We start from the raw sequence: 18951 nt of genomic DNA, 5'->3' as shown, positions 1-18951 counted from the left end.
TGCAGAACAGCATTAAGGTACTCTTCTTCGTCACTGCCTTTATCTTTTTCTTGATTATTATGTTAAAACAATCTTTTCAGTAAGTCAATGGAGTTTTCTAAAAATTATATTTTTAATTTTTAATTTTTCATTTTTATCCATTCTCCGTCTTCGATTCCTTTTGCCTTCTTAATAACGAGATATGCTGAATAGGTGCTGGCTGACTCAAACTCATCCGTATACTTTTTTTCATCCGCCTTACCGGGGACTATTTCCTTGAATCTTCGATATGCTTTCATAAATTCTTCTTTTTGTATTTTATTTTCATAAGCCTTTTCTACCGCTTCAAAAAATTTAATCACATCTACTATTTCATCAGTAGTCCAATCAAGATCCATTGGATATTGATAATCCATACCCTAACACGCTCCTTCTAGATAGTTTTTCATGTTGTCCGGGAGTCCATTTATCTTCAGTCTGCCCATTTTGAACGAATTGCTTCCGCTTGGCCGATAATCCGACTGAATAGTTCAGCAGTCGATGGTACATCATGAATCAGCCCCATCACTTGTCCAGCCCAGGCATATCCTTCACTTTCAACACCGTCGTGAATATAACGCTGGTTCGCTTTTCCACTTATGTAATCCTTCAATTGCTCATATCCGCCATTTTCTTTTTCTATTTCAAGGATTTTATCGGTCCAGTTGTTTGCAATTACCCTGGCTGGTGCACCAATGGACCTCTTAATGACAACGGTATCATTTTCTGTACCGGAAACCAAGGCATTTTTATATAATTCATGCGCATGAACGCACTCCTTGACTGCTATGAATCGTGTTCCCATCTCGATTCCATCGGCGCCAAGAGCCAATGCTGCCATCAAACCGCGCCCATCGCCAAACCCCCCCGAGGCGATGACTGGAATTTTAACGGAATCCACAACTTGAGGAATTAACACAGAGGTTCCAATATCATCACGGCCTAAATGTCCGCCGCCCTCCTGCCCAACCACCATCACTGCATCTGCACCAAGCTGTTCAGCCTTCACAGCCTGCTTTCTTGCAGCAACTAGCACCAGTTTTTTCACCTGAGTACCTTTGACGTATTCAAGAAATGGCGAAGGGTTTCCGCCGGTTACGGAAACAACTGCGATATCCTCTTTCAATGCTGCTTCAAGCATGTGTTCATAAGGCCTTCCATGCTGCCCGATTGCAAAGTTCACACCGAAGGGTTTATCCGTCAATGATTTAGTTTTTCTAATTTCATCTATCAGTTGCTCTTGGTTTTCCAAGGACATGGCCGTTACCTGTCCAAGCCCTCCTGCATTCGAAACTGCCGCAGCCAGTTCTGCATAAGCTAAATGAGCCAATCCCCCTTGTACGATTGGGTATTGAATCCCTAACAAATTGGTCACACGCGTATTCCACTTCAAACTCCTCATCTCCCTTTTCCTTTTAGTGATTTGTTTTATTTAGCTGCAATCTATATAACATAGCTTAATTATGGCAAATATTGCTTACCCGTTCAATTTTTAAACTCACGCATTCAATATTTATAAATGAAGAATTCTTGAGTCAATCCAGTTAATACTAGGCATATACTCAATTATAATCGGCTGATATTTTTATTGAGCCCCTTAACATCGAAGGCATTTAAAATTTGTTTATGTCAGGACATTAAAGTCACGCTAGGCATTTATTATAAGACGTGCTATAATTCATTTGTTTTATGTCTATCCACAAGACCATTTGAATGGAATCGGAGAAACATACGATCGTTAATAGTAAGGGAGTATACCCTCCCCGATATTTCGTACCTATTATATTGAAAAGGGGCCACAAAGAATTGTCACAGAATGAAACACCCTTATACACTGCCTTATTGCAACATGCAAAAAAAAATCCCGTTCAATTTCATATTCCAGGTCATAAAAAAGGAAAAGGAATGGACGCTGATTTCCGTAATTTCATTGGAGAAAATGCATTATCCATAGATTTAATCAATATTGCACCACTCGATGATCTCCATCAACCTAAAGGTATCATTAAACAAGCTCAGGATCTTGCCGCTGAAGCTTTTGGTGCAGATCATACATTCTTTTCCGTTCAAGGAACAAGTGGAGCGATCATGACGATGGTCATGACAGTCTGCGGACCTGGGGACAAAATCATCGTTCCGAGGAATGTACATAAATCCGTAATGTCTGCCATTGTATTTTCCGGAGCTGTTCCCATTTTCATCAATCCTGAAATAGACAAAGACTTGGGCATCTCCCACGGAATCACCATCGATGCCGTTGAAAAAACTTTAAGGGAACATGGTGATGCTAAAGGTTTGCTTGTAATCAATCCCACCTATTTCGGTATTTCGGCTGATTTGCAAAAAATAGTCGAACTTGCTCATTCCCACAAAATCCCAGTTCTTGTAGATGAAGCACATGGTGTCCATATTCACTTCCATGAAGACTTGCCGATGTCAGCCATGCAAGCTGGAGCAGATATGGCTGCAACAAGTGTTCATAAACTGGGCGGTTCACTAACGGGAAGTTCCATATTAAATGTTAAAACTGGATTGGTTTCAGCAAATCGTGTACAAGCCATTTTGAGCATGCTCACAACGACCTCAACCTCCTATATACTTCTGGCTTCCCTGGATACGGCTAGAAGACAGCTGGCGACGGTAGGCAGGGAAATGATCGATGAGGCCATCAATCTTGCAGGATATATCCGTGAGGCCGTGAATGAGATTCCTTATCTATACTGTGTCGGCAGCGAAATTCTTGAGAGTAAGGCAGCATTTAGTTATGATCCGACTAAGTTGATCATTTCCATTAAGGAATTGAATATTACCGGATACGACGTTGAGAAATGGCTGCGTGAAAAGCATAATATCGAAGTCGAACTTTCTGACTTGTACAATATCCTTTGCCTGATAACACCGGGAGACTCAAAAATAGAAGCTGACCTGCTGATCGCTGCCCTAAGAGACTTATCGGAAGAGTTTAAGGAAATGGCTGCTGAACATGAAAAAATTGAAGTCCTCCTTCCTGATACACCGCCACTTGCTTTATCACCAAGGGAGGCATTTTATGCAGAGACCGAAGTGGTTCCCATCGAGGAATCGGTCGGCAAAATCAGTGCTGAATTCATCATGGTTTACCCGCCGGGAATCCCGATCTTCATACCAGGCGAACTGATTACTGAAGATAATATCAATTACATCCGGAAAAACATCGAGGCAGGCCTACCTGTCCAAGGTCCAGAGGATCCAGAGATAAAATATTTGCGCATCATTAAAAACTGAATGAATTTCATCAAACCAGAGCAGATACCTGCTCTGGTTTTTTGCCCATTTTATTGATTCAACGTAATTGAGCAAAGTGCTTTGGTTGGAAACGGAAGAATTCTCCCTCGTTAACTTCGATAAAAAGGGTGCTCCAGGTTACAACCCTGAAACACCCTTCAATTCTATTAATCTAAAAGTCTTTTTCCATTTATTTTTCAGAGGCAGCTGTATCACAGCTTTGGCAGTTGTGATTGTGTGTATAAAGTACACTTACTTTTTCATCTTCAAAATGTTCAATCGTGCTATTGCAAGTTTGACATACGATAGTTCCCATTTTTACAACCCCTTCCTCTATATTGTATGCATCAATTACATAATGTAACCGCTTTATATGAATTATAATATAACACATTTATTATTTCAAGCTAAAAAGTATAACATATATACTTTTTTCCATTAAATTCAATATAGGTTCATTCCATTGATTTATTTCTTTCATTTTGAAACCGCCGATTGGAAGTAAACGGTTCCAATCATTGGAATTCTTATTATGAAAACGTTCATTTTCAAAAAACGAACGGCTCTTTGAGCTCTTTTTTTAAAATTCCACCACATTCCTTACTCAGCAAAACAAGGTGAAAAAGGAATTTTGCCTTTCAACTTACATATAGATTAGTATATAAAACAACCATAAAATGTTAATATATACTTACATTCGAAAGATCTAAGGGGGATCCAAATGACTGAAAATGCCTATATTAAACTTGTTCCCGAGTCCGTAAAAGCGACTGTAACCATTGAAGATGTGAAAGAATTGCTGAATTATTATCAAATGATCACAGCAAAAACAGGAAAGCAACTGGATTGGGAGTATGATAAGAAAGCATTTCCTTATGAAATGAAAGTACCTGAAAGAATGAAAGATAAGGCTATTTATCTCCAAGCCAAAGAGGATCGATACCACATGATATTGATAGGCGTTGACCAAGAAGTCGTTAAGGATGAAAATGGATTAGAGCGGATTCAATCCTATATCCAATTCACCCTCCCTGAAACAGCAACTTTCGGTGATAAGGGAAAAGCTAATGAATTGTGCAAGTTCCTAGCAAAGAAATTACGGGCACAGCTCCATCTATTCAATAATCGGGTGATGTATTACTATCCAAGGAAATAAAAAACCTGCTGTGGCCGAGAATCAGCTCATGCAGGCGTTTCAATTAATTTTGTATCAAGGAACTTATAACCTTTCTTTTGAAAACCTTTCACGATATCCTCTATCGCTTCACTCGTCCATTTCCGGTCATGCATCAGTAAGTTCGCACCATTTCTTAAATATGAGCTGTTCAACATGATATCAGTTAAAGCTTTTTTATCCTGATACTCTTTTTCCCAGTCATATCCATATGTCCAATTCATGACCAACATGTTTTCTTCCTCAGCAACTTTTTTTGAATGATCGGTTTTCAATCCAAAAGGCGCCCTGAAGTACTTAGGGCGTTCACCTATAATGCCTTCAACCAAATTGTTCAATTTAACGATTTCCCTCTCTTGTTCCTTTTCAGTCAATTCTTTTACATTTACATGGGAATACGTATGATTACCGATAGAAAAACCCATATCATGAATTACTTTTAGCATCGCATTATTTTCATCTTTTTCAAGAAAGTGACCGTTCACGAAAAAAATCGCAGGTACTTCAAGTCGCTTAAGGGTTTTGGCAATTTCCAGCGAATATTAATCAGGTGCATCATCAAAGGTTAACAACACAACTTTCGGATTTGCATCCCCAATGGGTTTAAATGACCAATTATCTTTGTTCACCCGATATTCTGCCTTTACATTCCCTACGAGATTTATTTTTGATGTTTCTTTTTTCAGATCTTTTTCTGGCTGGCTTTCATCTTGAACTGTTGCTGCCGTTTCCACACTTTCTTGATTCTCATTTTCGGTTTGATTGGGATTGTGATCGTTACAAGCCATCAAGAAAAATGATATAGATGTAAGTAATACTAATACTCTGTTAATCATGGTTCCTCCGTTGCTTCTTGTGTCGTTGCTGGCCATACGAAAAAAATTCAATAAATGGGTACTAACGTTTCCAAAAGGATTTGTAAAATCCCATAACATAATAGGCTTATCACAGTAACAAGCATGGTTCGCTTATTGGACTTTAAAATCATTTTGCCAATGTAAATGGCTAAATAAGAAAAGACCAGAAACATGAATACTTTGAAAACAAATCGATCATTAACAGACAGCCATTCAACTAATGTATACCCACTCCAAACGATTAGTTGAAAGAGGATTACCAGATAATTTTTCAAGTGATCCACCCCATTTTAATATGAATACATCAGCCATAGTCTTTTTATTGGCAAAAAATATCCCTTAGCAAACATCGCTCATCCTATTTTTTATCCTCTATTACCTTTTTAAAACCCTTTCAAGGAAAAAAGTTAGAAGTCCTTTTTATAGCTTATGCCCTTTTTGTCCTTTTCATTTAACTAGTGTAAAGAAAATAATGAATTAGGAGTAATTCTTCATTTTCATCTTCTTGCCAATACAAAAAAGCGTACTGCCTAATGCAGTACGCTTTTTTTTAAAATCAATTACTTAATGATGTGAATAGGAGTTCCAAGGGCAACTTCAGCTGCTTCCATAGTGATTTCCCCTAAAGTTGGATGTGCATGGATTGTCATCGCGATATCTTCAGCAGTCATTCCCGCTTCGATAGCTAAACCAAGTTCTGCAATCATATCAGATGCGTTTGGTCCTGCAATTTGTGCTCCTATAACCAATCCGTCTTCTTTGCGAGTGATAAGCTTCACAAATCCGTCCGTATTATTTAATGAAAGAGCACGTCCATTTGCAGCGAATGGGAATTTAGAAGCAAGCGCTTCGATTCCAGCTTCCTTCGCTTCTTTTTCATTATAACCGACAGAAGCTAGTTCCGGTTCAGAGAATACAACAGCCGGAATGGCAAGATAGTCGATTTCAGATGAATGTCCTGCAATGGCTTCAGCTGCAATTTTACCTTCATAAGAAGCTTTATGAGCTAACTGAGGTCCAGAAACGATATCACCGATTGCGTAAATGTTTTTCACGCTTGTACGGCATTGTTTATCCGTTTCAATCAAACCACGGTCAGTCATTTTGATTCCAACTTGTTCTAAGCCGATTTCTGCAGTATTAGGACGACGTCCAACTGTTACTAAAACGTAATCGGCTTCAACTTTTTTCTCTTCGCCTTTTACTTCATAAGTAACGGTTACGCCTGTTTCAGTTTCTTCCACGCCTTTAGCATTTGCTTTGGTAACAATTTCAGCACCCTTGTTTTTAAGGTTACGTTTAACAAGAGCTGCCATTTGTTTTTCAAAGCCTGCAGAAAGAATTTCTTCCGTACCTTCAAGGATGGTCACTTTAGTGCCAAAACTTGCGAATGCTCCGCCAAGCTCGGTACCAATGTAACCTCCGCCGATTACCACGATAGAACTTGGAACTTCTTCCAAAGCAAGGGCACCAGTGGAATTAAGTACTCGTTTCGTATATTTAAATGACGGAATCTCGATTGGCGATGAACCAGTAGCGATGATTGCGTTTTTAAATGTATATGTTTGGGCTGAGTCATCATTCATAACACGGATGCTGTTTTCATCAACGAAATAAGCTTCCCCAGTTACAACCTCAACATTATTACCTTTTAACAGGCTGCTTACACCGCCTGTTAATTTTTTTACAACAGTACCTTTCCAAGCTTGTACTTTAGAAAAATCAACAGTAACTTTTTCTGCAAAGATACCCATGTCTTCTGAATGCTGAGCTTCATGGAAACGGTGTCCCGCCGAGATTAAAGCTTTCGATGGGATACAGCCTACATTCAAACAAACTCCGCCGATTGTTCCTTTTTCAACGACCGTTACTTTCTGTCCAAGCTGTGCTGCGCGAATTGCGGCAACATATCCCCCTGGGCCTGAACCGATCACTAAAGTATCTGTTTCGATTGGAAAATCTCCTACTACCATTGTTTACGCCTCCATTAACAATAATTCTGGGTCGTTCAATAACTTTTTGATATGATTCAATGCATGCTGAGCAGTTGCTCCATCAATCATGCGGTGATCAAAGCTCAGTGATAATGCCAGAACTGGAGCGGCGATAATTTCCCCGTCGCGTACAATTGCTTTTTCGGCAATGCGTCCAATCCCTAGAATGGCAACTTCTGGATGATTGATTACAGGTGTGAACCATTGACCGCCTGCGGAACCGATATTCGTAATGGAGCAAGAAGCACCTTTCATTTCGTTAGGAGCCAATTTACCGTCACGAGCTTTCGTCGCTAATTCATTAATTTCTTGTGAAATGGCAAAAGTTGATTTACGATCTGCATCTTTTACAACTGGAACAAGCAGTCCTTTGTCTGTGTCTGCCGCAATTCCGATATTGTAATAGTGTTTATGGATAATCTCACTAGCCTCATCATCAAATGATGTGTTAAGCATAGGGAATTCACGCAATGCACTTGTTAACGCTTTAACAACATAAGGTAAGAATGTAAGCTTGATTCCTTTTTCTGCAGCAATTTCCTTGAATTTCTTACGGTGAGCAACCAGTAGCGTCACATCGACTTCATCCATCAATGTTACATGTGGAGCAGTCTGTTTGGATTTAACCATTGCTTTGGCGATAGCTTTTCTCATACCGCTCATTTTCTCGCGAGTTTCAGGATATTGTCCTTCTGGAATCGAAACTTTTTGTTTTTCGGTTGTTTCCTTATCATTTTGTTGTGAAGCTTCACTTTGAGCTGCTGGTTGCTGTGGAGCCGTTTTGCCGTTTTTGAAAGCATCGATGTCTTCTTTCATGATGCGGCCGTTATCTCCAGAACCAGAAATCTCACGAATATTTACCCCTTGTTCGCGTGCATATTTCCTAACAGAAGGCATGGCGATAATACGTCGTGAAGGATCCGCCTCAACCTGTGGTTGTGATCCCGCGCCCGTTTCTGCACTATTTTCTTGAACCGGAGCAGCCTCTTTCTTGACTTCCTGTCCAGCTTCAGCAGTTGCTTGAACCTGGGCCTCCGTATCCTTTCCACCTTCTGCCTTCGCTTCTTCTCCATGATCCCCTTTAAACTGAAGATCTTCATATCCTGGAGCATCGAATGTTACAAGTACATCGCCAACAACGGCAACCGTTCCTTCTTGAACAAGGATTTCTTCAACGGTACCTTCCACTGGTGATGGGATTTCAACAACGGCCTTATCGTTTTGAACTTCACAAAGCACGTCATCTTCTTGTATCTTATCTCCTGGTTTTACAAACCATTTCACTATTTCACCTTCGTGTATACCTTCTCCGATATCAGGGAGTCTAAATTGGAATGCCACTGAGTTCAACCTCCTATATTAAATCATACTTAGTGCATTGAATAAAGTCCTTTATCTTGCATTACCGTTAATGCAAAATCACTTTCACTAGCAGGACGTTCATTCCCATTACTTAAGATTGTTAAAACTTCAAGACTTTAGTTGCCGTTTCAATAATGTCTTTATAATTAGGGAGCCATACTGTTTCAGCTTGTGAAAACGGGAATACCGTATCAGCAGCAGCCACTCGCAGTACTGGAGCATCCAAGCTCAAAATGGCACGTTCGTTAATTTCAGCGACAACATTCGCTGCTATACCAGCTTGCTTTTGGGCTTCTTGAACAACGATAGCGCGTCCAGTTTTTTCTACAGAAGCAATGATTGTATCAATATCCAATGGAGATACAGTCCGTAAGTCGACCACTTCGACGGAATGACCATCCTTAGCCAATTCTTCAGCTGCCTTGATGGATTCCTGTACCATCGCACCATACGTAATAATGGATAAATCCGTTCCTTCTCTCTTCACATCCGCTTTTCCTAATGGAATTGTATATTCCTCTTCAGGAACTTCCTGACGGAATGAGCGGTACAATTTCATGTGCTCAAGGAAAATGACTGGGTCATTATCACGAATCGCTGAAATCAATAAGCCTTTTGCATCGTAAGGAGTGGAAGGGATTACTACTTTTAACCCTGGTTGCTGAGCCATTAAACCTTCTAAGCTATCAGCGTGCATTTCCGGAGTGTGCACTCCGCCTCCAAAAGGTGAGCGAATTGTAACCGGCGCACTGTAACGTCCCCCTGAACGGTAGCGCATACGAGCAAGCTGACCGCTTACGGAATCCATTACTTCATATATAAACCCGAAGAATTGAATTTCAGGAACAGGACGGAAACCTTGTAAAGAAAGACCAACCGCTAATCCACCGATTCCAGATTCAGCAAGTGGTGTATCGAATACACGATCTTCACCGAATTCTTTTTGAAGATTTTCCGTTGCACGGAAAACTCCCCCATTAAGACCAACATCTTCTCCAAAAACGAGTACATTCTCGTCATTTTTAAGTTCTGTACGTAATGCTTCTGTAATTGCTTGAATCATCGTCAATTGAGCCATGGCTTACTTCGACTCCTTCTCTTTATAAATTTCATATTGTTCTTTTAAGTTATAAGGCATTTCTTCATACATGTTCTCAATAAGGTCTGTAACCTTTTGCTTAGGTTCTGCATCAGCCTTTTTGATTGCTTCTTTAATATCGTCTTTTGCTTTTTCTATTGTTTCGTTCTCTAATTCTTCATTCCAAAGTTTTTTGTTTTCCAAGAACTTGCGGAAACGAACCAATGGATCTTTTAGTTCCCACTCATTATCCATATCGGAAGTACGGTAACGTGTCGGGTCATCCCCAGCCATCGTATGTGGTCCATATCGGTAAGTTAATGTTTCGATCAATGTAGGACCTTCACCATTAATTGCACGTTCACGTGCTTCTTTAACAACTGTATAAACGGCCAATGCATCCATACCATCAACCTGGATGCCAGGAATACCTGCAGCCACACCCTTTTGGGCTAAAGTTTTTGATGCTGATTGCAATTCAACAGGAGTCGAGATTGCAAAACGGTTATTTTGCACGATGAAGATAGCTGGCGCTTTAAATGCACCTGCAAAGTTAATACCCTCATAGAAGTCACCTTGAGATGTTCCACCGTCACCCGTATATGTGATGGCAACAGCTTTTTTTCCGCGTTTCTTCAATCCAAGAGCCACTCCGGCAGCTTGGATATATTGAGCGCCGATAATGATTTGAGGCGAAATAACATTGACGTCTTCAGGAATTTGATTTCCCTTAAAATGTCCACGGGAGAATAGGAATGCTTGCCATAGCGGCAGGCCGTGCCAAACGATTTGCGGCACATCACGGTATCCAGGAAGAATGAAATCCTCTTTTTCCAAAGCATACTGTGAAGCGATTTGAGAAGCTTCTTGACCGGCAGTCGGTGCATAGAACCCTAATCTTCCTTGGCGGTTCAGTGATATAGAACGTTGATCCAAGATGCGGGTATAAACCATACGACGCATTAATTCTTGCAGTTGTTCATCACTTAAATCAGGCATTGCCGCTGCGTTAACGACTTCTCCCTCTTCATTTAAAATTTGAAAAGTTTCAAATTGATCTTCCACTTTCTTAAGCTGATCTTGAACATTAATTTTAGCTTGTTTAGTTTTTTGAGCCATTTTGGCACCTCATCCTTTCATTAAAAAGGTTTGCTATTATTATTCTATAAAGCAAAAATAGTTTGCTTTTTAGTTTCTTCAACAATACATTCTTTTATTTTTCCCTTAAGACCAATCCCTCAAACGTGGATATGCTTAATATGTCTCAATCTTATTCTGTACCATAAAAAAAATCAAGGAAAATGATACAAGAACTTTTATAGATTAAGTTTACAAGATGAATTAACATCAAGTCAATCACTTGGAGTTCCTTATTTTTTTGATTTAATAGAATTTCCAACACTAAAACTTCTTCTCTGTATTAGTTTTCGTTTTACGACTGTACTATTAAATTTCTCGTATTTATCATTTTAGGGATGACGACGAATAATATTTCAAATCCTCCGTCGATCCCATCGATTCCAAAACCGCATTAACTACAGGCATTTGAGCCTTTAAGATAATATTACGAAAAAATACTCAAACGCTTTCATATCAGTCAGCTGTTAGATTCTCTGTTAACGTTTTTTTTTAGTACAGGTACTGAAAATTTTACATTCACTTGTTTCGACAAAAAAACTATTCTAAAATTTTTTAGTCTATAAATGAACTGGATGCACAAAAAATGAGCTGTGATTGAGGATCACAGCCCATCATTATTATATTATTTTGTAGAATCAGCCATTTCTATGCCGGAACTATCATAAAAACTTTCTTTTTTTTGATTGGATTTTTCCGTTAATGCATTAAATTGTTCATTCGCCTTCAAAACTTTTGCATAAGAGGTATTGATTTTCTCGATTTGCCCTTGTAATTCATCCATTTTCAAATCCTCTTTTTTAAACAGTTCATATAATTCACGATCATAAGCCAGACTTTGTTGATAGGCATCATACAAATTGTCGTAGGTGCTATAACGCTCACTCATGATCTTTTTCAAGTCAGCCGCTTCTTTTTTAACTTTTTCATCCTCTATTTTCCCGATTTGTTCACCTATCTTATTGAATTGTTCTTTTGAGGATTGCATACTGCTTTGTTCCTTTTCTATTATTTCCTCCCGTTGGTCGATATTCTTGGTTGCTTCATCTGAAATCTCGACGATTTGTTCATACTCATCCAATCCAAGTTCAATGATTTTCTCATACTTTTCTTTTTCCTTTTTCTCCAAATCATTAAGCGGCTCTTGATGCTCGGTGAAATTATTTTCCTTTTCAGCAGTTTTCTCCAGGATCTTATGGATCTTTTCTTCAGGTGAACCGTTAAAACAACCGGTCAAGATCACTAATGAAAGAAGTAAAATAACATATGGACCAAAACTCTTCAACATAGACAGCTCCTTCTGATAGTTCTTGAAGTTTCATATTTCTTTAAATTTCTGTTTATGCACGGACACTTGCACTAATCATATTCCGAACATGAATTTATCATTACTGGGCTCTAGCCTACACCCTTTAAACCATACTGCATAGGCTGTAGGGACCGTTTCAAATCAGAGTGGTCAACATTTTAATAAAACAAAAACGGAGGTATGAAATTATGTATGGAGGTTACAACCAGGAGTGTTGTTATCCGGTTTCCGTTGCACCCAGCTTTGGTTATGGTGACCAAGGTGGAGGCTGCGGATTTGGAAGCGGCTTCGCCCTGATCATTGTCCTGTTCATTCTGCTCATCATTGTCGGCGCTTGTTTATGCTAAACAGATAATTACTATACCTTTACCCGAATATGTTATCTATTTACCCTGATTCACAAAAATTGATTAAATTTTTTAAAAAAATCTCAACACGCAAATAAAAATAATGGCTGGGATAGGAATTTATCGACTGATTCCATCCCTCCCATTACACTTTCACTAGACCAATCCATTAACTTTCAGCACTTTTTTTGTTAAAATGACCCTATACATATTATAAGAATATATGGGGTGATAGATCATGCTTACTATGGATGACTTTGTTCATGAAGACGATCCAACATTAAGGAAAGTCGCGTTAGAGGTTCCACTTCCGGCATCAGATGAAGATAAGCGACTTTTAGCCAGTTTGATGGAATATGTCCAAAACAGCCAGAAGCCCGATATTGCTGCCCTATACGGGTTAAGGGCAGGAATTGGCTTGGCTGCACCACAGGTCAATGTTTCAAAAAGGATGATCGCGGTTCATTTGAAAGAAAAAGATGATCAACTGTATAGCTATGCACTTTTCAACCCTAAACTCATTAGTCATTCAGTGGAAAAAGCATACTTGACAAGCGGAGAAGGCTGTCTTTCCGTTAATCGCCCCGTTTCCGGCTATGTACCACGTTATGCTCGAATAACCGTCGTGGGTACTGACCTGGAAGGGAAATCGGTTCAACTCCGTCTAAAAGGCACCGCAGCCATTTGCTTTCAACATGAAATCGACCATCTAAATGGAATTATGTTTTATGATCATATCAATCAGGAAGACCCCTATGCCGTTCCGGAAAATTCCATTGCGGTGGAAAGGTAATCTAATAAGCGACAAAAACTCCCGTCTTGTTGGTTGACGGGAGTTTTTATTTTTAAATCAATTCAAGTTCCTTCAAACCAAAAAGTATGCCATCATCATCGACATCCTTCGTTACAAAGTCGGCCTCTTGTTTCACAAGTTGACCGGCATTCCCCATTGCCACGCCATATCCTGCTACTTTTAACATTTCTATATCATTTAATCCATCTCCAAAGGCGTAAACATCCTCTAGAGCAAACCCGACTTTTTCCATTAATATTTTAATGCCTTCTGCTTTTGACCCCCCGAATGGAAGTACATCCGTCGAGTATTCATGCCATCTAATAAAGTGAAAGTCATCATATTTCCCAACATAGTTCCCTTCTTCATCTTCCGAGCAGAATAATAAGGCTTGGTATATTTCATGGTCCTCATAAAAGTCTGCCACATGTTCAGGGTGTGGAAACTTCAAGGTGCTTAATGCTTCTTCAATTCTGCCATGATGTGGAACACTCGATTTCATTGTCTCCTCATTCATGAAAACGATCGGTATTTGATTATTTTCAGCATGTTCGTGAAGCCGTTTTATCTCAGGTATGCTCAAAGGGTTTTTATAAACCACTTTCCCTTCAAAAACAACGTATTGTCCATTGAAACTTACGAATGTATCAATGCCAAGCTCTTCCCTTAAAGACTCGAACATGAATGGAGCCCTTCCTGTGGCAATCGCTACAAAAACCCCGCTATCCTGTAGTTGCTTTATGGCTTTTTTCGTTGAAGCAGGTAACTTTTTTTCATGATCGAGCAATGTTCCGTCAATATCAAAAAATACGATTTTCACTAACGATTCACTTCCAATTCATTCATTTTTAATATGTACCCATTTAATAATTGTCATCAAGATAAGTCAAGTAACTCTAGCGGATTTCCCTCAAAGTTACGTTTTTTATTCACTAATGAGCATATACTATTCCTAATAGAACTCAACTCAGGTTTTCCAAAATACACTTCTCCGTCCTTCTTGCCCCTAAAATCACAGTCACCTGTAAGAATGAGCCTTTTTTTTCAAAAATGGGCCAAGTACTTGTAAAGACATATTTACATTATTGAATAATCCTATACAATAATAACTAAGGGAGCGTGATCGCCATGTTAAAAAAGCTTCGTAAAAAGCTTGTTAAACAGTGGAATGATCTTTTAAGAAAAAAATCTATCGCATGATCTGCCACTCATATCCTGCCTTGGCCGTCATCCAAATGCGAATTTTTTTCGGACAGCCCTTCAAAAACTTGCGGAGGGCTTCTTCCTTGTTGTAAAGTTCTTGTTAAGCATTCTTTCTATCTTGGCTTGAATGGCCAGGTGAATACATATTCAATCAAAATATGAGTCGTTGTCTGTTCATGAAACGCTGTACCCGGTGGTACTATATTAATTAAGAAAGAAATCGTTTGCGAAAAAAGACCCCATTTAAATTAGATAAAGTGAGTAACCGTTTTTTTGCATAAAAACAAGCCGGCAGAAACTTTTCTTTATCGATTTAAGTTTCACACATAGTAAAAACGGATAGGATATAAGATAGAGGAAGCTACAATTGGATTGATACCCGAATCGGCCATCTATTTTTTTATATACTTTTTAGACATTGGTATATTTAATTCATCAAAACCCCTTCCGTTTTTATGGCGGAGCTGGGTTTATTTTTACATGATGTTGAAAAACATGAAAAAATTGTTGTTTTTATATATAATGAAAAAAGCAATGCAAACAAGTGAGGAGAGATTAAAATGGTTTTTAAGGTATACTATCAAGTAACCATAGCAGAGGTTCCCATCAGGGAGAATACTAAAACAGTGTTTATCGAAGGTGAATCCGTTCGTGACGTCCGTTTAAAATTAAAAAAAGAACCTTATAACGTAGAAATCGTACTACCCGTAACTGGAGCATATTTAGAATATGAAAAACAAAATGAAGATTACAAAGTATTGGAGCTATAATTTATGAAATTTGTAAAAAACGATCAAACAGCTGTATTCGCCCTGGGCGGTTTAGGCGAAATCGGTAAGAACACATATGCTGTTCAGTTTCAAGATGAGATCATCGTCATTGATGCTGGAATTAAATTTCCTGAAGATGAACTTCTCGGTATTGACTATGTGATTCCAGATTACAGCTATTTAGAGAAAAATGTAGATAAAATTAAAGGTGTTTTCATTACGCACGGCCATGAAGACCATATTGGCGGGATTCCATATTTACTTAGAAAAGTGAATGTACCAGTATACGGCGGTAAGCTAGCTCTTGGGTTACTTCGTAATAAATTGGAAGAACACGGCCTTTTACGTCAGACAACCATGATTGAAATCAGTGAAGATGAAGTGATCAAGTTCCGGAAGACTTCCGTCTCTTTCTTCCGCACAACTCACAGTATCCCTGATTCTTATGGAATCGTCGTAAAAACCCCACCTGGACAAATTGTCCATACTGGTGATTTCAAATTCGACTTCACACCTGTGGGTGAGCCTGCAAACTTGACAAAGATGGCTGAAATCGGTAAAGAAGGCGTATTGTGCTTACTCTCAGATAGCACAAATAGTGAAGTGCAAAACTTTACTATGTCCGAAAGCCGTGTCGGCGATACCATTCAAGACATTTTCCGTAAGGTTGACGGCCGGATCATTTTTGCAACGTTTGCATCGAACATCCATCGCCTTCAGCAAGTTGTGGAAGCAGCAGTGGCTAATGGCCGTAAAATAGCTGTTTTTGGACGTAGCATGGATTCAGCCATAGCAATTGGCCAAGATCTTGGATATATCGTAGCGCCTAAAGATACATTTATTGATGTACAGCAATTGAATCGTATGCCTGCAAATAAAGTAACCATCCTTTGTACAGGCAGCCAAGGTGAACCAATGGCAGCCCTGTCGCGGATAGCGAATGGCACTCACCGTCAAATTCAAATCATTCCTGGTGATACTGTGGTATTTTCTTCTTCACCTATTCCCGGTAACACAATCAGTGTTTCCAGAACGATTAATCAATTATATCGTGCTGGAGCAGAAGTCATTTCAGGTCCTTTGAATGACATTCATACATCAGGACATGGTGGACAGCAGGAACAAAAACTAATGCTTCGTTTGATAAAGCCAAAATTCTTCATGCCAATCCATGGTGAATACCGGATGCAAAAACTCCATGCCCGCCATGCAGTCGATTGCGGTGTTCCGGAAGAAAATTGCTTTATCATGGACAATGGTGAAGTACTTTCCTTAAGTGAAAACACGGCACAAATCGCTGGTAAAATCCCTTCAGGTTCGGTTTATATCGATGGAAGCGGCATCGGGGATATCGGTAATATCGTGCTGCGTGATCGTCGGATTCTTTCCGAGGAAGGCCTTGTGGTTGTCGTTGTCAGCATAAATATGAAGGAATTCAAAATTACATCCGGACCTGACATCATCTCACGCGGATTTGTTTATATGAGAGAATCAGGAGACCTGATCAGCGATGCTCAATCCTTGATCACCAAGCATTTAAATAAGGTGATGGATCGCAAAACTACACAATGGTCTGAAATTAAAAATGAAATTACAGATACTTTATCTCCATTCCTATATGAAAAAACTAAACGCCGTCCTATGATCCTACCGATCATCATGGAGGTCCAATAATCATAAAAAAGCCCAGCCATTGATGGCTGGGCTTTTTTATGATACGCCTTGCTTATTCCACAATTTTTTTTTCAAAGCGATTGATGTCTGAATCGGCCCCGATGACAATCAATATATCACCTTTATGAATTAAATCGCTTGCCTGTGGGGAGACATTTATTTCGTTCCCTCTTTTAATCGCAACGATGTTCAACCCATAGTGAGCGCGAATATCAAGGTCAAATATTGAGTTTCCATTCATCTTTTGGCTTGCAACAATTTCGACGATGGAATGTTCATCAGAAAGCTCCAAATAATCGAGAATATTATTGGAGACGATATTATGGGCAATCCTTCTCCCCATATCCCGTTCGGGGTGCACCACAAAGTCTGCCCCGATTTTCCGAAGAACCTTCTCATGATAATCATTTTGCGCTTTTACCGTAACATTTCCGACACCCAATTCCTTAAGCATGAGAGTCGTCAATATACTGGCTTGAATATTCTCGCCAATCGCTACAATGACGTGATCAAAATTACGAATGCCTATGTTTCTCAGCACATTTTCATCCGTCGTATCCCCTACCACGGCATGTGAAGCTATTCTGGCAAATTCATTCACTCGATCTTCGTCTGCATCGATAGCCAGAACCCCTAATCCTTCTTCAGCTAATGTCTTGACTATACTGCCTCCAAAACGGCCAAGTCCAATTACCGCAAATTCTTTTTTCACAATAAGCCCTCCAACATCATTCGTTCTCTCTTTAGAGCATGTTCTGTTCTGAAAAGCATTCTTTAAGATTCATTTCCTTTAAATGTTATGTATTCCGTTAAATGGTTAATCGCGAGTTCAATCGCACTTTCATCAGGACTTAACTTAGCATGGTGCAATCCGTATTCCGATGAAACCCCTAGCCAAAACATGAAGCCAGGTATCTCTTTTAGCATATATCCAAAATCTTCACCCGTCATCGCTTCAGTACAGCGATGTAAATGAACAGCGTTGGACATCTCTGTAAATTCCATGAATTCCCGGGTCAACCGTTCTTCATTATACACCTGGTGATACATCGCACCATAGTCTATTTCTGCTAAGCACTCATAACCAACTTGTATCCCATCCACAAGCGCTTTTATTCTTGACTTGACCTTTACCATCGATTCGGGGTTAAGGGTGCGTATTGTGCCTTCTAAACGCGCTGTCTCCGCAATAATATTTTGAACGGTGCCTCCAGTAATCTTCCCAACTGTAATGACAGCTGAATCAAGCGGATTGACATTCCTGGAAACGATGGTTTGTAGCTGCCCTACAAGTGAGCAGGCTGCGATGACCATGTCTTTTGTTTCATGCGGATAGGCTGCATGCCCCCCTTTCCCTCTCAAATCGATGAATAATTCAGATGTATTGGCAAATAGAAGCCCTTCTTTAACAGCAATCGTTCCAACTGGATACTCTGGAGCAATATGTAAAGCAAGGATTATATCCGGCTTCCATTTTTTCATGGTTTCCGATTTAAGCATCGGTTCAGCTCCGCCAGGACCCTCTTCTGCAGGCTGGAAAATGAATAGTATGTCATCATCGATCGGATTTTCGGTGAAATATGTCAATAAACCCAAACCGATGCTCATATGAAAATCATGGCCGCAGGCATGCATATATTCCTCGTGATTGGATGCGAAAGGCAGTCCAGTTTCCTCTTTTATCGGCAGACCATCTATATCAGCCCGGTAGCCAATCATTTTCCGCGGGTTCCTTCCCTTCACTTTCACGAATATCCCTGTTCGCCAGGTTTCTATTTCCATTCGCTCCTGGGCCAGATTCGTTATGTAATTCAATAGGTATTGCTGCGTCTTGAATTCTTTAAATCCTATCTCCGGTATTTGATGCAAATCACGCCGGATCTCGGCAAAAGGATTTATTTTCATATTATTCCCTCCCTATACAGAAAGCGTGGATATAATTATCCACGCTTCAGGCAATATTCACTAAGA

General features: G+C 39.6%; 20 protein-coding genes and 1 other annotated feature (1 of these 21 running past the window's edge). Of the genes, 6 read left to right on the top strand and 14 right to left on the bottom strand.

The annotated features are described in order from the left end of the window. Positions 1–43, bottom strand: a binding site (T-box leader) (it extends 188 nt beyond the left edge of the window). A 76-nt stretch (positions 44–119) separates the two neighbouring features. Continuing rightward, positions 120–395 carry a UPF0223 family protein gene (locus ACDZ29_RS18170; RefSeq protein ID WP_289324287.1) on the bottom strand — a complete coding sequence of 92 codons (276 nt, stop codon included), beginning with the start codon at positions 393–395 and terminating at the stop codon, positions 120–122. A 56-nt stretch (positions 396–451) separates the two neighbouring features. Further along, positions 452–1411, bottom strand: coding sequence for a nitronate monooxygenase family protein (locus tag ACDZ29_RS18165; RefSeq protein ID WP_289324286.1), 960 nt, complete (start codon positions 1409–1411; stop codon positions 452–454). A gap of 413 nt (positions 1412–1824) precedes the next feature. Between ACDZ29_RS18165 and ACDZ29_RS18160 the strand changes: the two genes are divergently transcribed. Beyond that, on the top strand, positions 1825–3282 hold the full coding sequence (locus tag ACDZ29_RS18160; RefSeq protein WP_375088313.1) for an aminotransferase class I/II-fold pyridoxal phosphate-dependent enzyme: 1458 nt from the start codon (positions 1825–1827) through the stop codon (positions 3280–3282). 190 nt (positions 3283–3472) lie between these two features. Here ACDZ29_RS18160 and ACDZ29_RS18155 read toward each other — a convergent pair whose 3' ends face one another. Continuing rightward, the gene (locus ACDZ29_RS18155) at positions 3473–3598 is read right to left on the bottom strand and encodes a GapA-binding peptide SR1P (RefSeq protein ID WP_072272684.1); all 126 of its coding nucleotides are present in this window, start codon (positions 3596–3598) and stop codon (positions 3473–3475) included. Positions 3599–4003: 405 nt separating this feature from the next. Here ACDZ29_RS18155 and ACDZ29_RS18150 point away from each other — a divergent pair, with 405 nt between their 5' ends. Beyond that, on the top strand, positions 4004–4438 hold the full coding sequence (locus ACDZ29_RS18150) for a DUF1885 family protein (protein WP_370014340.1): 435 nt from the start codon (positions 4004–4006) through the stop codon (positions 4436–4438). 26 nt (positions 4439–4464) lie between these two features. On the opposite strand, the gene ACDZ29_RS18145 is transcribed toward ACDZ29_RS18150, so the two are convergent. The 8 genes from ACDZ29_RS18145 to ACDZ29_RS18110 all read right to left on the bottom strand — a co-directional run bounded on the left by ACDZ29_RS18145 (position 4465) and on the right by ACDZ29_RS18110 (position 12169). Continuing rightward, a complete protein-coding gene (locus ACDZ29_RS18145; RefSeq protein WP_375088312.1) occupies positions 4465–4941 on the bottom strand; it encodes a polysaccharide deacetylase family protein in 477 nt (158 codons plus the stop codon). A 57-nt stretch (positions 4942–4998) separates the two neighbouring features. Next, positions 4999–5292, bottom strand: a complete 294-nt coding sequence (locus ACDZ29_RS18140) for a hypothetical protein (protein ID WP_375088311.1) — start codon at positions 5290–5292, stop codon at positions 4999–5001. Between the two features lie 47 nt (positions 5293–5339). Further along, entirely contained in the window at positions 5340–5597 is a 258-nt protein-coding gene (locus ACDZ29_RS18135; RefSeq protein ID WP_353957684.1) for a hypothetical protein, read from the bottom strand. 276 nt (positions 5598–5873) lie between these two features. Then, a complete protein-coding gene (lpdA, locus tag ACDZ29_RS18130; protein ID WP_289317286.1) occupies positions 5874–7286 on the bottom strand; it encodes a dihydrolipoyl dehydrogenase in 1413 nt (470 codons plus the stop codon). 3 nt (positions 7287–7289) lie between these two features. Then, positions 7290–8648, bottom strand: a complete 1359-nt coding sequence (locus tag ACDZ29_RS18125; protein WP_289317287.1) for a dihydrolipoamide acetyltransferase family protein — start codon at positions 8646–8648, stop codon at positions 7290–7292. Between the two features lie 121 nt (positions 8649–8769). Continuing rightward, entirely contained in the window at positions 8770–9747 is a 978-nt protein-coding gene (locus ACDZ29_RS18120) for an alpha-ketoacid dehydrogenase subunit beta (protein ID WP_251427584.1), read from the bottom strand. 3 nt (positions 9748–9750) lie between these two features. Further along, a complete protein-coding gene (gene pdhA, locus ACDZ29_RS18115) occupies positions 9751–10866 on the bottom strand; it encodes a pyruvate dehydrogenase (acetyl-transferring) E1 component subunit alpha (RefSeq protein WP_289317288.1) in 1116 nt (371 codons plus the stop codon). A gap of 643 nt (positions 10867–11509) precedes the next feature. Continuing rightward, positions 11510–12169: a YkyA family protein gene (locus ACDZ29_RS18110; RefSeq protein ID WP_289324282.1), complete on the bottom strand. Its 660-nt coding sequence runs from the start codon at positions 12167–12169 to the stop codon at positions 11510–11512. A gap of 212 nt (positions 12170–12381) precedes the next feature. Between ACDZ29_RS18110 and ACDZ29_RS18105 the strand changes: the two genes are divergently transcribed. Then, positions 12382–12540 (top strand): YjcZ family sporulation protein, encoded by a 159-nt coding sequence (locus ACDZ29_RS18105; protein WP_289324281.1) that lies wholly within the window; start codon positions 12382–12384, stop codon positions 12538–12540. Positions 12541–12778: 238 nt separating this feature from the next. Further along, positions 12779–13333, top strand: coding sequence for a peptide deformylase (gene def / locus ACDZ29_RS18100; protein WP_375088310.1), 555 nt, complete (start codon positions 12779–12781; stop codon positions 13331–13333). 52 nt (positions 13334–13385) lie between these two features. On the opposite strand, the gene ACDZ29_RS18095 is transcribed toward def, so the two are convergent. Next, a complete protein-coding gene (locus ACDZ29_RS18095; RefSeq protein ID WP_289324279.1) occupies positions 13386–14153 on the bottom strand; it encodes a Cof-type HAD-IIB family hydrolase in 768 nt (255 codons plus the stop codon). A gap of 943 nt (positions 14154–15096) precedes the next feature. Between ACDZ29_RS18095 and ACDZ29_RS18090 the strand changes: the two genes are divergently transcribed. Both ACDZ29_RS18090 and rnjA read left to right on the top strand, forming a co-directional pair. Continuing rightward, on the top strand, positions 15097–15306 hold the full coding sequence (locus tag ACDZ29_RS18090) for a DNA-dependent RNA polymerase subunit epsilon (protein ID WP_289324278.1): 210 nt from the start codon (positions 15097–15099) through the stop codon (positions 15304–15306). 3 nt (positions 15307–15309) lie between these two features. Then, positions 15310–16980, top strand: a complete 1671-nt coding sequence (gene rnjA / locus ACDZ29_RS18085) for a ribonuclease J1 (protein ID WP_375088309.1) — start codon at positions 15310–15312, stop codon at positions 16978–16980. 52 nt (positions 16981–17032) lie between these two features. Here rnjA and ACDZ29_RS18080 read toward each other — a convergent pair whose 3' ends face one another. Both ACDZ29_RS18080 and ACDZ29_RS18075 read right to left on the bottom strand, forming a co-directional pair. Next, positions 17033–17692, bottom strand: coding sequence for a TrkA family potassium uptake protein (locus ACDZ29_RS18080; protein ID WP_063231996.1), 660 nt, complete (start codon positions 17690–17692; stop codon positions 17033–17035). 62 nt (positions 17693–17754) lie between these two features. Beyond that, positions 17755–18885, bottom strand: a complete 1131-nt coding sequence (locus ACDZ29_RS18075) for an N-acetyldiaminopimelate deacetylase (RefSeq protein WP_375088308.1) — start codon at positions 18883–18885, stop codon at positions 17755–17757. Between the last annotated feature and the right edge of the window lie 66 nt (positions 18886–18951).

The sequence above is a fragment of the Peribacillus sp. RS7 genome, assembly GCF_041956845.1.
Taxonomy (GTDB): domain Bacteria; phylum Bacillota; class Bacilli; order Bacillales; family DSM-1321; genus Peribacillus.
This window is presented reverse-complemented; position numbering and strand designations above follow the sequence as displayed.

Coding starts and splice junctions, on each gene's coding strand:
- rnjA (WP_375088309.1), top strand. CDS start 15,310: ATGAAATTTGTAAAAAACGATCAAACAGCTGTATTCGCCCTGGGCGGT.
- ACDZ29_RS18075 (WP_375088308.1), bottom strand. CDS start 18,885: ATGAAAATAAATCCTTTTGCCGAGATCCGGCGTGATTTGCATCAAATA.
- ACDZ29_RS18155 (WP_072272684.1), bottom strand. CDS start 3,598: ATGGGAACTATCGTATGTCAAACTTGCAATAGCACGATTGAACATTTT.
- ACDZ29_RS18120 (WP_251427584.1), bottom strand. CDS start 9,747: ATGGCTCAATTGACGATGATTCAAGCAATTACAGAAGCATTACGTACA.
- ACDZ29_RS18150 (WP_370014340.1), top strand. CDS start 4,004: ATGACTGAAAATGCCTATATTAAACTTGTTCCCGAGTCCGTAAAAGCG.
- pdhA (WP_289317288.1), bottom strand. CDS start 10,866: ATGGCTCAAAAAACTAAACAAGCTAAAATTAATGTTCAAGATCAGCTT.
- ACDZ29_RS18090 (WP_289324278.1), top strand. CDS start 15,097: ATGGTTTTTAAGGTATACTATCAAGTAACCATAGCAGAGGTTCCCATC.
- ACDZ29_RS18140 (WP_375088311.1), bottom strand. CDS start 5,292: ATGATTAACAGAGTATTAGTATTACTTACATCTATATCATTTTTCTTG.
- ACDZ29_RS18105 (WP_289324281.1), top strand. CDS start 12,382: ATGTATGGAGGTTACAACCAGGAGTGTTGTTATCCGGTTTCCGTTGCA.
- ACDZ29_RS18170 (WP_289324287.1), bottom strand. CDS start 395: ATGGATTATCAATATCCAATGGATCTTGATTGGACTACTGATGAAATA.
- def (WP_375088310.1), top strand. CDS start 12,779: ATGCTTACTATGGATGACTTTGTTCATGAAGACGATCCAACATTAAGG.
- lpdA (WP_289317286.1), bottom strand. CDS start 7,286: ATGGTAGTAGGAGATTTTCCAATCGAAACAGATACTTTAGTGATCGGT.